This is a genomic window from Sphingomonas sp. Root720, assembly GCF_001428605.1.
Classification (GTDB): Bacteria; Pseudomonadota; Alphaproteobacteria; order Sphingomonadales; family Sphingomonadaceae; genus Rhizorhabdus.
The window spans coordinates 47,714-61,121 of sequence record NZ_LMID01000012.1; the positions used below are offsets into that span (position 1 = coordinate 47,714).

11 protein-coding genes, 1 tRNA gene and 2 pseudogenes are annotated in these 13,408 nt (G+C 66.7%); 8 read left to right on the plus strand and 6 right to left on the minus strand.

Annotated features, from left to right (window positions below; all coding sequences use genetic code 11):
• The first annotated feature begins 85 nt into the window (after positions 1 to 85).
• The 6 genes from ASE22_RS15365 (at position 86) to ASE22_RS15385 (ending at position 6,598) form a co-directional block, all read left to right on the plus strand.
• On the plus strand, positions 86 to 1,216 hold the full coding sequence (locus ASE22_RS15365) for a JmjC domain-containing protein (protein ID WP_056361463.1): 1,131 nt from the start codon (positions 86 to 88) through the stop codon (positions 1,214 to 1,216).
• An 86-nt stretch (positions 1,217 to 1,302) separates the two neighbouring features.
• Positions 1,303 to 1,449, plus strand: a complete 147-nt coding sequence (locus ASE22_RS26840) for a lasso RiPP family leader peptide-containing protein (protein ID WP_156397175.1) — start codon at positions 1,303 to 1,305, stop codon at positions 1,447 to 1,449.
• 148 nt (positions 1,450 to 1,597) lie between these two features.
• Entirely contained in the window at positions 1,598 to 1,888 is a 291-nt protein-coding gene (locus ASE22_RS15370) for a PqqD family peptide modification chaperone (RefSeq protein ID WP_056361466.1), read from the plus strand.
• A gap of 140 nt (positions 1,889 to 2,028) precedes the next feature.
• Positions 2,029 to 3,699 carry an asparagine synthase-related protein gene (locus ASE22_RS15375; RefSeq protein WP_235538168.1) on the plus strand — a complete coding sequence of 557 codons (1,671 nt, stop codon included), beginning with the start codon at positions 2,029 to 2,031 and terminating at the stop codon, positions 3,697 to 3,699.
• Positions 3,696 to 4,616, plus strand: coding sequence for a hypothetical protein (locus ASE22_RS15380; protein WP_056361471.1), 921 nt, complete (start codon positions 3,696 to 3,698; stop codon positions 4,614 to 4,616). Before ASE22_RS15375 ends, ASE22_RS15380 begins: the two co-directional genes overlap by 4 nt.
• Complete coding sequence (locus ASE22_RS15385; RefSeq protein WP_056361474.1) at positions 4,613 to 6,598, plus strand: prenyltransferase/squalene oxidase repeat-containing protein; 1,986 nt, start codon at positions 4,613 to 4,615, stop codon at positions 6,596 to 6,598. Before ASE22_RS15380 ends, ASE22_RS15385 begins: the two co-directional genes overlap by 4 nt.
• On the opposite strand, the gene ASE22_RS26845 is transcribed toward ASE22_RS15385, so the two are convergent.
• From ASE22_RS26845 to ASE22_RS15400, 4 genes and pseudogenes are all read right to left on the minus strand, one after another.
• Positions 6,534 to 6,809, minus strand: a complete 276-nt coding sequence (locus tag ASE22_RS26845) for a hypothetical protein (RefSeq protein ID WP_156397174.1) — start codon at positions 6,807 to 6,809, stop codon at positions 6,534 to 6,536. The two genes, ASE22_RS15385 and ASE22_RS26845, sit on opposite strands and share 65 nt — an antisense overlap.
• A gap of 71 nt (positions 6,810 to 6,880) precedes the next feature.
• Positions 6,881 to 7,009: pseudogene (locus ASE22_RS26270) on the minus strand (IS5/IS1182 family transposase); the annotation flags it as partial.
• Positions 7,006 to 7,743, minus strand: a pseudogene (locus ASE22_RS15395) (transposase); the annotation flags it as partial. The pseudogenes ASE22_RS26270 and ASE22_RS15395, both read right to left, overlap by 4 nt.
• A 437-nt stretch (positions 7,744 to 8,180) precedes the next feature.
• Positions 8,181 to 8,271, minus strand: a tRNA-Ser gene (locus ASE22_RS15400).
• A 75-nt stretch (positions 8,272 to 8,346) separates the two neighbouring features.
• Here ASE22_RS15400 and ASE22_RS15405 point away from each other — a divergent pair.
• The gene (locus ASE22_RS15405) at positions 8,347 to 9,258 is read left to right on the plus strand and encodes a peptidylprolyl isomerase (RefSeq protein WP_056362424.1); all 912 of its coding nucleotides are present in this window, start codon (positions 8,347 to 8,349) and stop codon (positions 9,256 to 9,258) included.
• A 190-nt stretch (positions 9,259 to 9,448) separates the two neighbouring features.
• On the opposite strand, the gene groL is transcribed toward ASE22_RS15405, so the two are convergent.
• Both groL and groES read right to left on the minus strand, forming a co-directional pair.
• On the minus strand, positions 9,449 to 11,098 hold the full coding sequence (gene groL / locus ASE22_RS15410) for a chaperonin GroEL (protein ID WP_056361480.1): 1,650 nt from the start codon (positions 11,096 to 11,098) through the stop codon (positions 9,449 to 9,451).
• Positions 11,099 to 11,216: 118 nt separating this feature from the next.
• Positions 11,217 to 11,504, minus strand: coding sequence for a co-chaperone GroES (groES, locus tag ASE22_RS15415; RefSeq protein WP_047166865.1), 288 nt, complete (start codon positions 11,502 to 11,504; stop codon positions 11,217 to 11,219).
• A 120-nt stretch (positions 11,505 to 11,624) separates the two neighbouring features.
• Here groES and lnt point away from each other — a divergent pair, with 120 nt between their 5' ends.
• Positions 11,625 to 13,391, plus strand: coding sequence for an apolipoprotein N-acyltransferase (gene lnt, locus ASE22_RS15420; RefSeq protein ID WP_082545362.1), 1,767 nt, complete (start codon positions 11,625 to 11,627; stop codon positions 13,389 to 13,391).
• Positions 13,392 to 13,408 lie beyond the last annotated feature (17 nt).

Genomic DNA, 13,408 nt, shown 5'->3' on the forward strand with positions numbered 1-13,408 from the left:
GCAATAGCCCGCAAAGCGTTTGCCCGCCATTGACGTGTCTGCAGCTCCGCTGGCCTTGGGGTGGCATTCGCGTTAGGTGGACGGGATGGAGCCCAGCGCAGCCCTCCTGGAATTCTTTCGCCCGATCGACCCTGCCGATATCGCCGAGGCCGCGAGGCAGGAACGCCGCCTGCATCGCCAAACCGGGCGCACCGAGGCCTTTTCGCGATTGTTGCCGTGGGAAACGCTCGGCACCCTGATCACCGCGGAGGCGCTGCGGGCGGGCCAGGTAACCATCGCCCGCCAGGGCCGCCCCCTGCCCATCGAGATGGTCAGCGCCGGTACCGGCGGGCTGGCCCCCGATGCGATTCAGGCACTGTGCGCTCAGGGGGCCAGCCTGGTGTTCAACGGTGTGGAGCGGCAGGTGCCCGCCATCGCCGCGATGAATGCAATGGTCGAGCGCTATCTGCGCTGCAACACGCACAGCAATGCCTATGCCAGCTTCAACCGCGAAAGTGCCTTCAAGGCGCATTTCGACGGGCACAATGTGCTTATCCTGCAGTTGCAGGGGCGCAAGCGATGGTGGTGCTATGGGCAGGCGGAACGCTACCCGGTGGTGGGCCGGACCTTTGCCGGACCGGAGGCGTTGCCGCCAGCGGAATGGGAGGGCGTGCTGGAACCGGGCGACCTGCTGTACCTGCCGCGCGGCGATGTCCACCGCGCGCAGGTGGAAGGACCGAATTCGCTCCACCTGACCGTGAGCATGAGTCCGCCGACGGGCGCCGATATGCTGGCATGGCTGGGACGTGCGCTGTCGAACGAGGATATCGGGCGGCAATATCTGCCCGTAATTGGCGACCGGCAGGAACGCGGCGCGCATCAGGCCGCGCTTCGGGCCGCCTTCCACCGGCTGGTCGACACCCTGGACATCGACAGCTTCCTGGTCGAAGCCGATCGCGAACGCGCGGCTTTCCGCCCCTTCTCGCTCGGGCTCGGCCAGGCCATCGCGCCCGACATGATCGTGCAGCCCGCCCTTCGGCGCAGGGTCCCGCTAACGCCGGGGGACGGTCCGCATGGCGCGCTTCCCGAGCCGGAACGCGCGGTGCTCGCGCTGCTGCTCGTCGAGGACTCGCTCACCGTGCGGCGGATCGCCGAAGCGTTGCCGGCGTTCGACGTTCCAGCCGCGCTCGAAGCCCTGGCGCGCAAAGCCTTGGTGTTTCTTTTCGCTGAAAGCTGAAGGCGTTGAGCCCGCCGCGGTTGTCTTGGTCGCGTGGCGGTGCTAAGCGATGCCGCGCAAGGAACAGGGCCTTGGGAGGACATATCATGGACAATCTAATCAATAATGACCGTGAGCCTTCCGAGGATTCGCGGCTCGTCTATGTGAAGCCCGAGCTGATCGACGCGGGCAAGATTGCCGACGTGACGCTCAGCAACGGCAACGACAGCGGCAGCGACGGCGGATATTCCTGAGGCGTTCCACTCTCGATATGCGGTGGGGCACATCGAGGGACGACTCGCAAGTCGCATCATCCCTCCGAGGCAATGACGTGCTGCGTTGCCTGACGGTCCGATCCCCCGCTCAGCCCATCCCTAATTCAGCCATTCACAAGGATCTTCCATGTTCGTGAGAAGCCAGAGCGCGCTCTGGACGGAGTTGGACGGCCAGTTCATGCTCATGAACATCGAGGATGGCTCCTATTACGAGATCGCCGGCATTGGCGGCGTCATCTGGCACATGCTCGAGACACCACGCTCGGAGTCCGAGATCGTCGATGCGGTCATCGCTGCCTATCGGGTCGAGCGGGACCAATGCATCCTCGACGTGCGGGCCTTCCTCGAGAAGCTCGTGGCGTCGCATGTCGTGATCGAGCAGGCAGAGACTGCCGGCGCCGCGCATCCATCGGAATGAGCTTCATCGCAGGGATCGTCAGGCACGATGCCCTGACCATCCCGGACGAATGGATTGCGGCGCTTGCAGCGTCTTCCGGACGGACACTACAGACCCAGCGCGTCGGCGCTGACGCTGTCTTTCTCGGCAATGACGATCGCGTGACGCACTGCGATAGCACGCTTTTGCTGTGCGATGGCCATATCGATACGCGCGATGGCGTCAGGGCCACAGACCCGCTGCCGCAGGATATCGCCGCGAGCGCATGGGGCGGGGACTTTACGCTCGCCAGCTGGTCACGCGAGGCGCGCCGCCTAGTCCTGCGTCGTTCGCATCTGGGAAGCTGCTCGCTTTTCTACGCGGCGCAGGACGGCCTCTTCGCCTTCGCATCGACCCTGCCCGCACTGCTGGCCCTGCCCTGGATGCCGCGCGCCCTCGACGAGGGAGCGATTTGCCGCACGCTCTGCTTCGACGGCACCGGTCCCGCGAACGAAACCTATCATGCTTCAGTCCGACGCCTGCCCGGTGGGCATAGCCTGACGCTGGAGCAGGGAACGCTATCGCTCGCCCCCCTGCCCGCGCCCTGGGAGGAGGTCGCGCCATGTTCGCCCGGGAAAGCTGATGCCGCCGAGGCCTTGCGCTCGCTGCTGGTCGACGTGGTGGATTCGCACCTGACCAAGGGAAGGACGATCGCAGTGCATCTCAGCGGCGGGCTGGACTCGACAGCCATCGCCTGTATCGCTGCCAGGCGGCTGAAGCAGCAGGGACGCCGCCTCCTGGCCCTATGCTCGGTCCTCCCTACGGGCCATGTCGGCCCCGAGTCGGACGAGCGGCGATTCATCGAGGCTGTGCTGGAGCAGGAAGACAATATCGATCCCGTCTGGGTCGTCCTTCCAGAACAGGCGGACCCCTTCGGTGCGCTTCCCCGCTGGTTCGATCATCTGGGCGAACCCCATCACAGCACCGTCACCCATGCCGAGGACATACTCGGCAGGACCGGGCAGGCGCATGGAGCCGACATCGTCCTGAGCGGCTTTGGTGGCGATTTTTTCATCTCCGCCGTCGGCGTGCCGACTCCGGAACTGCACCTGCGGCGCGGACGGTTCGGCAAGGCCCTGAGCGAATTGCGCCGGATGCGGCGGATGCACGGTACCGGATGGTGGCGCCTGTTGCGCAATCATGTCGCGCGGCCCTTGGCAGGCTGGTGCTTCCGCCTGTGGCCCGCTCCGGCGAAGGACGGAGACTGCGCCGCGCCGGCGCTCATCCGCCGGGTCGTCGCGCGCGAAGGGCGGCGGCCGAAGTCGTCGATAACGCGGAAGCTCCGCAAGCTTCCGCATGATGAAATGGATTTCATCCTGGAACCGGGGCATCTCGAACGCCTGTTACCCGGCATGCGTCGAATCTTTGCCGAGGCCTTCGGCCAGGATCTGCGCTTTCCGCTGCTCGACACCCGGCTGATCGCCCTTGTCCGCGCGCTTCCCGAAGAAGAGCTGCATCGGGACGGGCAACCGCGCAGCTTGATGCGCCGCGCTACGGCCGGTATCCTGCCCGAGATGGTGCGCCTGCGGCCCGACAAGGGACCGGCCTTCGACCCCGCGCTCGCGGCTCATTGCGCCGCTGCGCGGCCGGCCTTGCGCCACTGGGCGGAGACCGCGGCGTCGCCACGATGTTGGGATTATGTCGATCGCACGCGTTTCCTCGGCGCGCTCGACCGGATTGTCCCCACCGACCGCCACGGGTGGCAGCGCCAAATGTTCTCCATGGTCCTGGTCGGCGGGCGCTTTGCAAAGTTCATCGACTGGTATGACCGCCAGCAGGGCCTTCACCGATGACCTCGCACTGCAGCCGCCTCTATGGCCTCACGATAGACAGCCCCTTCCCACTACCCGGAGCGCTTCCGCTTACTCCCGCACAAGTGCCGGACGTAACCATCGTCTGGGAGGGAGAAGGGGTGTGGCGTGCGGCTGCGCGAGCGATCCCCATCTCGTCTGCCGGCCCGGGAGCCGCCCGCCTGGGCGAAACCGAAGACGGCGCCCTGTACATCGAATGGCGGCGCGAATTGCAACTCGTGATCAGCCCGTCCAACGATCGCATCGCGGTCATCTGCTCGGCGGCGAAGCTGGAGTTCGTCCCGACGGTATTGGTCGGTATCGGGCTCGGCTTGTTGCTCCACCGGCGCGGCGTCACGTGCCTGCACGGATCGGTCGTGTCGGTAAATGGTCGGACCATTGCGTTGCTCGGCGACAGCGGTGCAGGCAAGTCCACGGCCGCAGCCGCGCTGGTGGCGGCGGGCGGGACGCTGGTCTCCGATGATATCGCCGCCCTGCTGGCAAGCGGGGACGCGTTTTCGGTGGCGCGGGGTTGCACCAACGCGCGGCTGGGCGCCGCCGCGAGCTCTCGAATCGTGGGAACCGGGCCCTCCTTGGCGACTGCTCCGTGGATAGAAAAGCTGCTTTGGGATGTCTCTGACCGCGATCTCTCCCTGTCCCTGCCGGATCCCCATCTGGATGCACTTTATCTGCTGGGGCAGGCAGCTGATGGCGATAGCGTGGCTGTCACCCCGCTTCCGCCGGCACGTGCGCTGCCCCGGCTGGTCAACTGCTGGTATCCGCAAGGCTTCACTCGGCTTTTGACGCAGGCCCGGTTCGACGCGCTGCGAGCGGTCGCGGCGCGGGTGCCGATGTTCGAAATCCATTACCCCCGCCGCTGGGACATGTTGCCCGCTCTGACCGCCGCGCTGGGCGCGTGACGGTGCAGAGTCTGGCGCCGATATTGCGCTTCGTGCTGGCCGAGCGCGGATGGCCCGGCTCCGACCGTCTCGAATGGATGGCCGAGCACCTGCCCGCCGTCGCCACCGCAGGCCTTGAGGTCTCTCTCGCAGGGGATGGAGCGATCGACCTGCAACAACGGATCCAGGGCCAGGAAGAGATCGCCCGCCTGACGCGATGGATCGACCGGACCCAGCCGCAGGGCAAGGCTTGGCAGCGGCTGGCCGCCGCGCTCCCCATGATCGCGGATGACGTCCTGGAATATTGGCTCGAGCTCGATGCTCCGGCGGAAGAAGCCTCGGCGGCGCCCCCCTTGTCGGTGTTCGTCAAGCTCGGCGACCCCTCCTCCGCCGCCGTTGCTCGGGTTCTCGAAGGCTTCGACATCCGCCTTCCGCCCGCCCGGCTGGAGGCCCTTCAGCGCTGCCTCGCGGCATGCGAGCCGGATGCGCGCCTGTCCCATCTGGGCTTTATGCTGGGGCGGGGGGGCGCCCCGCTGAGGCTGATCGTGGAAGGGGTTCCCCCCGATGGCATCCATGCCCTGCTTACCCGATCCGGCTGGCCCGGGCCTATCAACAGCACGGTGGCCCGGATCGACCGGCTGTTCGCCCATGCGGACCGGATCCGCCTCGCGCTCACCCTTGCCGATGGGCTCACGCCAGACATCGGGCTGGAATGCTTCGTGGGCGAGCCCGCCGCCAATGATCCGCGATGGCGCAGCCTGTTCGACACGCTGGTGGAGGAGGACTTGTGTACGCCTGTACGCCGGGACCAGATGCTTGCCTGGCCCGCCAGGCTCACCCCATTGTCGTCGCGCCACTGGCCGGAAGCACTCATCACGGACGCCCTGCTGCGCGCCGAAGCTGGCTCCCGCTGGCTCGACTGCCGCATTAGCCACGTCAAGGTGACCATCGCCCCCGGGCAGCAGGCACCCGCAAAGGGATATTTCGGGTTCATCGACGTCCACTCCCCAGCCGCCCTCGAGAGGGAACCCCCGCTCCGCACGGCCACGGCAGAGGCGCATGCGGCCCTAGAGGCCGCCACCGCCTTCCTGATCGCGGCACGCAATCAGGCAGGCTGGTGGCTGGACTATGACGGCTTTTCCGAGGGGCCAGCCGACGAATGGGTGACAGCCTATATAGCCCATATGCTATACTGCGGGGGCGATCCCGATGGCCGTGCTGCCGCGTTGCGCGCATGGCATTTGCTGAAAGCCCGCGTCCGCCATGGCTGGGGATGGAACTTCCTCCAGCCAGCGGATGCCGACAGTACCATCTGGGGCCTGCGCCTGGCCTCTGCGCTCGACAGGGGCGATACACCGGAGGCGTCGGAAGCGACCGAATTTCTTCGTCGACACATGCAGGAGGGCGGCGGATTCGCCACCTATCGCAGGGACGTCTATGCGGGCTGGTCCGATGGCAAGGCGGTCAACCCGGCTTGGTACGATGCCCATGGCTGCGTCACGGCGGCAGCGGCGCACGTGCCGGGCGTGGGCCCTGAGGCACTAGCCCATTTGCGTGCGATCCAAGGGATGGATGGTGGCTGGCAAGGCTATTGGTGGGAGAGTGATCGCTATGCCACCGCGCTGGCAGCCGAAGCGCTGGCGGCGCAGGGGGGCGCGGGCGACGAAGACCGGGTGCGGCGCGCGGTAGCAGCGACGACAGCTTGGCTGGAGGCGCCGGGAGGAGCCGCCGACTGGCTGCACGAGCGCCCGTTCGAGGCCGCATGCGCGCTGCGCGCGCTATTGTTGAGGCCGCTTGACGGAGGCGGACATATCGAGCGTCTGGTAGACGGGTTGCTGGCCACACAGCGCGTGGATGGCTCCTGGTGCGCCTCGGCTGCGCTTGCGATCCCGAACCGGCAGGGAGACATCGTACAGGCGATCGACAATCGCCGCTGCTTTACGACCGCGACGGTGTTGGACGCGCTGGGGTGCTTCGAGCGCTGGAAACGGGCGGGTCGCTGACGGCTACGGGCGCTTTGCGTTCCCGCAGCGCCCTCAGCGCCCAGTCGTGTCGAAACGCCTGCTGCAGATCGTTTTCATCGAAGTCCAGGCCGCGCTCCCCGGCCAGGCGGAACAGCGCGCCGACATCGTCCTGCCGAGCCCGGAGATCGGATCGCAACACCTCGTCCGCGCGGGCGACGGAAAGAAACAACAAGGCATTCTGCACGGTCATGCCGCGATAGTCGCAGCCGATCGCGCCTCCGTCAAATCGGCATAAGCCGTCCTGGTCTGCGTGCGAGATGCGAGCAGGGCCGGGGCCTGAGTGATGTCTCCTGTCTGGCCGGGCGTGAGGATGAAGCGTAGCGGGCGGCCGAGCGCGTCGGCCAGCATGTGGACCTTGGTAGTCAGTCCACCTCGGGAACGCCCCCGCGCCTGGCGGTGGTCGCCTCCAGATCGACGATCACGGCATGGTCGAGGTCGAGGTCGAGGTCGATCAGATAGTTGGTCGAATAGGCGAAGAAGGCCCGGTCGCGCGACGCAGCTGTCCACCGCGCCGCCGGATCGGCCACCGCCAGTTGCGTGGGCGGCACCGGCGTCGCGCCGCCGAACACCGCATCGTCAAGCACGGCCAGATATTCCCACACCGCTTGGCTGGCGCTGGCCGGCGGCAGCTGCCCGGCATGATCGACGACATGCTGCCGGCTGGCGTCGGCCCGGATCAGGCTGGCATCGACCGCGAAGCCTTCGCCGCCCACCAGCTCCTCGGCGATGCAGCGCGCCGCTGTTGTCTCGAACAGCCGGCGAAGCAGGTCGCTGTCGCGGAACCTGCCGTGCCGGTTCTTGGAGAAGGTCGAGTGGTTGGGTACGTTGCCCTCCAGCCCGAGCCGGCAGAACCAGCGATAGGCCAGGTTCCCATGCACTCCCTCGCACAGCCGGCGCTCGGAGCGGATGCCCATGCAATAGCCGATGATCAGCATGCGCAGCATCAGCTCGGGATCGATCGAGGGACGACCCGTCTCGCTATAGAAGGGGCGCAGCTGTTCGCGCAGATCCGACGGGTCGACGGAGCGGTCGATCGAGCGCAGGAGGTGGTCCGCCGGCACGTGCCGCTCCAGGTTGAAGCTGTAGAACAGCGCCTCCTGCGACATGGTTCGCTCGCCCATCATCCGCTCATCTCCCACCGACCGACAGGAGTGAATCAGACGTCACCGCTACTTCAAGAGCGCATTTTTCAACACGATCCTCTGCAAAGCCGACATTTCGGCGTTGCACTTGCACGGCGTATATTGGCCGGCAGGAGCCCCACAGACTTCGTCCCGCCGCCGCCGGGGGCAACAAGGAGGAACAGGCGGTTGGCATCGGCGATCTTGTGCGGTTTCGGCCGCGGTTTGGCGGTTCGGACCTTGGTGTCAGTGAGCATGGCTCGGTCTCCTGAGATACCTCGTTTTTCGACCGGCGACACCTCGTTTCGGGCCTTCCGAGTCACTGGATTGGCATGGACGGGCATGGACGGCCGAGGCCGAACCAATCTTCTAAGTGTCAGTATTCAGGAAGAAAAGGTCGACCCCAGTGGTCCTTTTGCGGACCGCTGTGGAGAGGTCCGTGGCGGAGCGGGAGGGATTCGAACCCTCGATACGGTTTTGCCGTATACTCACTTTCCAGGCGAGCGCCTTCGACCACTCGGCCACCGCTCCGCATGCTCTGGAAGGCCGGTTCCCTAGCGGGTGGCGAAGGGTTCCGCAAGGCGTTGGAGCATGTATCATGGCGGCATGACGAACCGCCTCCGCATCGCCCTTCCGTCGCTCTCGGCGGTACTGCTCGCCGCCGCGCCGCTTGTCGCGGCCTCTCCGCCCGCGCGGCCGCTGTCCTCGGCCGACATCGTCGCGCAGGCGCCGGCCGGGGCATGGGCGGCGATCCCGGCCGAGGATTTGCTGGTCATCGACTTCGACAATGGCCGGCGGGTCGTCATCGCCCTCGCGCCCGCCTTCGCGCCGGTCCATGTCGCCAATATCCGCAGGCTGGTGCGCAGCGGCTGGTTCGCGGGTACCACGGTCAACCGCGTGCAGGACAATTATGTCACCCAATGGGGCGATGCGACCGAGAAGAAGCCGCTTCCCGAAGGCATCGCCGCAAGCCCGCCCGCGGAATATGCGCGCCGCCTCGAAGGGCTCGGTTTCCGCGCGATGCCGTTCCGCGACGCCTATGCCGACAAGGCCGGCCATGCCGGCGGATGGCCGGCGGCGAGCGACGGCCAGCTCGCCTGGCTGCCGCACTGCTACGGCATGGTCGGCGTGGGGCGGAACATCGCGCCCGATACCGGGACCGGAGCGGAACTCTACACGGTGATCGGCCATGGTCCGCGCCATCTCGACCGCAACATCGCAGTCGTCGGCCGGGTGCTGTCGGGGATGGAGGCGCTGAGCGCGCTGCCGCGCGGAACCGAGGCGCTCGGCTTCTACAAGGACGGGACGCCGCGTCCGGCGATCGCGGCCGCGCGCCTGGCTGCGGACATGCCCGAAGCCGAACGCCCGGCCTTCGACTTGATGCGCAGCGATTCGGCGAGCTTCGCCGACTGGCTGGCCGCGCGCGCCAACCGCAAGGACGAATTCTTCATCCGGCCGGCCGGAGCGCTCGACATCTGCAACGCGCTGCCCCCGGTGCGCGACGCTCAAAGGCCATAAGCGTCAGCCGGGCCTTCGCTGCGGCAGCGATGCGTTTCCAGCGATGCGCTTGTGATGCGACCGTCCAAAGGAAAGGGCCCGGGGATCGCTCCCCGGGCCCTTCCTGTTCCGATGACCGGATGGCCGGCGGATCTCCTCATACTCACCATCGCAGCGGACAGGTGACCCGTCCGCTGCGATCGCTCCGTATTTAGAAGTCCATGCCGCCCATGCCGCCCATGCCACCCATGCCGCCGCCCATGGGCATGGCAGGCTTGTCCTCGGGCGATTCGGAGATCGCCGCTTCGGTGGTGATGAGCAGGCCGGCGACCGAGGCCGCGTCCTGCAGCGCGGTGCGAACGACCTTGGTCGGGTCGATCACGCCGGCGGCGACGAGGTTCTCGTAAACGTCGGTCGAGGCATTGAAGCCCTTGGTCTCGTCATTCTCGCGCAGCAGATTGCCCGAGATGACGGCACCGTCATGACCGGCGTTCTGCGCGATCTGGCGCACCGGCGCCTGGATCGCCTTGCGGATGATGTCGATGCCGCGGGTCTGGTCGTCGTTGACGCCCTTGAGGCCGTCCAGCGCCTTGGTCGCGTACAGCAGCGCGGTGCCGCCACCGGGGACGATGCCCTCCTCGACGGCCGCGCGGGTCGCGTGCAGCGCGTCGTCGACGCGGTCCTTGCGCTCCTTGACCTCGACTTCGGTCGAGCCGCCGACCTTGATCACGGCAACACCGCCGGCGAGCTTGGCAAGACGCTCCTGGAGCTTCTCCTTGTCATAGTCGCTGGTGGTGTTCTCGATCTGGCGACGGATCGCGTCGACCCGGCCCTTGATCGCGTCGGACGCACCGGCACCATCGACGATGGTGGTGTTGTCCTTGTCGATCGTGACGCGCTTGGCGGTGCCGAGCATGCCGACGGTGACGCTCTCGAGCTTGATGCCGAGATCTTCCGAGATCATCTCGCCCTGGGTCAGGATCGCGATGTCCTCGAGCATCGCCTTGCGGCGGTCGCCGAAGCCGGGTGCCTTGACGGCCGCGACCTTGAGGCCGCCGCGCAGCTTGTTGACGACGAGCGTGGCAAGAGCCTCGCCCTCGATGTCCTCGGCGATGATGAGGAGCGGACGGCCCGACTGCACCACGGCCTCGAGGATCGGCAGCATCGACTGAAGGTTCGACAGCTTCTTCTCGTGGATGAGAATGTACGGATCGTTGAGCTCGACCAGCATCTTCTCGGGATTGGTGATGAAGTAGGGCGACAGGTAGCCGCGGTCGAACTGCATGCCCTCGACGACGTCGAGCTCGAAATCGAGACCCTTGGCTTCCTCGACGGTGATCACGCCTTCCTTGCCGACGCGCTCCATCGCCTCGGCGATCTTCTCGCCGACGACGGTGTCGCCATTGGCCGAGATGATGCCGACCTGGGCGACTTCATTGGTGCCGGCAACCGGCTTCGAACGCTTCTTGAGGTCCTCGACGACCTTGATCACGGCAAGATCGATGCCGCGCTTCAGGTCCATCGGGTTCATGCCGGCCGCGACCGACTTCATGCCCTCGCGGACGATCGCCTGGGCGAGCACGGTGGCGGTGGTGGTGCCGTCGCCGGCGATGTCGTTGGTCTTCGAAGCGACTTCGCGGACCATCTGCGCGCCCATGTTCTCGAACTTGTCCTTAAGTTCGATTTCCTTGGCGACGGTGACGCCGTCCTTGGTGATGCGCGGGGCGCCGAACGACTTGTCGATGACGACGTTGCGGCCCTTCGGGCCCAGCGTGACCTTCACCGCGTCGGCGAGGATGTCGACGCCGCGCAGGATGCGCTCACGGGCGTCGCGCGAAAACTTGACGTCTTTCGCTGCCATGATCTGAATTCCTTCTTTCTATCGCGTCACCCAGCGGAAGCTGGGATCTCGGTTCCTTTTCCGTCCCCGGCGAAGGGAGATCCCGGCGTTCGCCGGAACGACGGACTATGTTGGTGGCTTAGCCGACGATTCCCAGGATGTCGGATTCCTTCATGATCAACAGGTCTTCACCGTTGATCTTGACCTCGGTGCCGGACCATTTGCCGAACAGGATCTTGTCGCCGGCCTTGACGTCGAGCGGGGTCACCTTGCCATCCTCGGCCTTGGCGCCGCCACCGACGGCGACGACTTCGCCTTCCTGCGGCTTCTCCTTGGCGCTATCGGGGATGATGATCCCACCAGCGGTCTTTTCCTCGGCTTCCACGCGGCGGACAAGCACGCGATCGTGCAGCGGACGGAAACTCATGCGCTTCACCCTTTCTAACAATCCCTCGGCGACGACCGGGTCGGCCCGCCGAATCCCTCAGACTGGAAACTTTTAGCACTCACCGATGGCGAGTGCCAACAGGCATATGTGTGGCACCCGATGCGCTGTCAAGCGGACCCCTCCCGCATTTTTTCGACTCCGGGCGACCGCGCCTCTTCACGCGGCTATGGCCGCCGCGATATGGGAGGCCCTCCTGACGGTCCAAGCTGGGTGATGCGCAAACTTATCTCGTTCAAATACCCGGCGATCGCATTCGGTCTGGGGCTCGCGTCCGCGCTCGGTTTCGCGCCGCTCAGCTGGTGGTTCGTCACCCTGCTGTGCATGGCCGGGCTGATGGGACTGCTGATGCGCGCGACGCGCGCGCGCGACGTTGCCTGGCGCGGCTGGTGCTTCGGCGTCGGCCATTTCGCCTTCGGCAACAACTGGATCGCCACCGCCTTCACCTTCCAGGATGCGATGCCGCACTGGCTCGGCTTCATCGCGGTCTTCGTGCTTGCGCTCTATCTCGCGGTCTTCCCGATGCTGGCGGGGCTCGGCGCCTGGGCGCTGCACCGGCTGCCCCTGCTGGTCGAGGCGCGGCGCATCCGGATCGAGCGCGAGCGGCGTCTCGACAAGCTCAAGGGGCTGATCCCGGCCGGGATGGAGCCTTCGCCGCCGACAGCGCCGGCCGCCCTACCCAGCCCCTATGCCTTCATCCCGCTCTTTGCGGGCTGCTGGATCGCTGCCGAATATCTGCGCAGCGTCGCCTTCACCGGCTTCGCCTGGAACCCGCTCGCCGCGATCATCGTAGCGCCGACGACGGCCGAACCGGCCTGGATCGGGCTGACCCGGCTGGTCGGCACCTATGGGCTGTCGGGCTGGATGGTGTTGCTGTCCGGCATCTGGCTGCTCGCTTTCCTGCCGGGAACGAAGCGCCAGCGCTGGCAGCGGGTCGGCTGGGCGCTGCTCGTCGCGATGCTGGCGCAGATCCTGTCGGCCTGGCTGCTGCGCCCGCTGCCGCCGCGTACCGCGCCGCGGCTGCTGGTCGTCCAGCCCAACATCAACCAGAACGAGAAATGGGACCCGAAGCTTCAGCTCGCCAATTTCCGGCGGCTGAGCGAGCTCACCGGCAAGCCGGGCCCGAACCCGCGCCTGATCCTCTGGCCCGAAGCGGCGACCGCCGACTTCCTGGAACTCGATCCCGAGGCGCGGGCACGGATCGCGGCCCTGCTCGGTCCCCACGACCGGATCCTGCTGGGCGGCGACACGCTGATCTTCGACAAGGCGGGCGAACTGATCGGCGCGCACAACAGCCTGTTCGGGCTCGATGCGCGCGGCCATATCTTCGCACGCTACGACAAGGCGCACCTCGTCCCCTACGGCGAATATCTGCCGGCGCGGACGATCCTGTCGGCGATCGGCCTGTCGCGGCTCGTGCCCGGCTCCATCGATTTCTGGTCGGGCCCCGGCCCGGCGACGGTCACCGTGCCCGGCTTCGGCAAGGCCGGCATCCAGATCTGCTACGAAATCATCTTCTCGGGCCAGGTTGTCGATCCAGGCAACCGTCCCGACTTCCTGTTCAATCCGTCGAACGATGCCTGGTTCGGCCGCTGGGGCCCGCCGCAGCACCTCGCCCAGGCGCGGCTGCGCGCGGTGGAAGAAGGGATTCCCGTGATCCGCTCGACACCGACCGGCATCTCGGCGGTGGTCGATGCCGATGGCCGGCTGCTGCACAGCCTGGCCTGGCACAAGCCGGGGGCGATCGACGCGGCGCTGCCCGCGCCCCGCCCGGCCACGCCCTTCGCGCGCTTCGGCAACCTGCTGCCACTGCTGTTCTCGGCGCTGCTGATCGCAGCCGGAATTGCCATCGCGCTCAAGCGCCGCTAAGGGGCATATAACGAAGT

Excerpts from the sequence above, each read along its gene's own strand:
- ASE22_RS15365 (WP_056361463.1), top strand. The coding sequence starts at position 86 with ATGGAGCCCAGCGCAGCCCTCCTGGAATTCTTTCGCCCGATCGACCCT.
- ASE22_RS26840 (WP_156397175.1), top strand. The coding sequence starts at position 1,303 with ATGGACAATCTAATCAATAATGACCGTGAGCCTTCCGAGGATTCGCGG.
- ASE22_RS15370 (WP_056361466.1), top strand. The coding sequence starts at position 1,598 with ATGTTCGTGAGAAGCCAGAGCGCGCTCTGGACGGAGTTGGACGGCCAG.
- ASE22_RS15380 (WP_056361471.1), top strand. The coding sequence starts at position 3,696 with ATGACCTCGCACTGCAGCCGCCTCTATGGCCTCACGATAGACAGCCCC.
- ASE22_RS26845 (WP_156397174.1), bottom strand. The coding sequence starts at position 6,809 with ATGACCGTGCAGAATGCCTTGTTGTTTCTTTCCGTCGCCCGCGCGGAC.
- ASE22_RS15405 (WP_056362424.1), top strand. The coding sequence starts at position 8,347 with ATGACGAACCGCCTCCGCATCGCCCTTCCGTCGCTCTCGGCGGTACTG.
- groL (WP_056361480.1), bottom strand. The coding sequence starts at position 11,098 with ATGGCAGCGAAAGACGTCAAGTTTTCGCGCGACGCCCGTGAGCGCATC.
- groES (WP_047166865.1), bottom strand. The coding sequence starts at position 11,504 with ATGAGTTTCCGTCCGCTGCACGATCGCGTGCTTGTCCGCCGCGTGGAA.
- lnt (WP_082545362.1), top strand. The coding sequence starts at position 11,625 with ATGCGCTGTCAAGCGGACCCCTCCCGCATTTTTTCGACTCCGGGCGAC.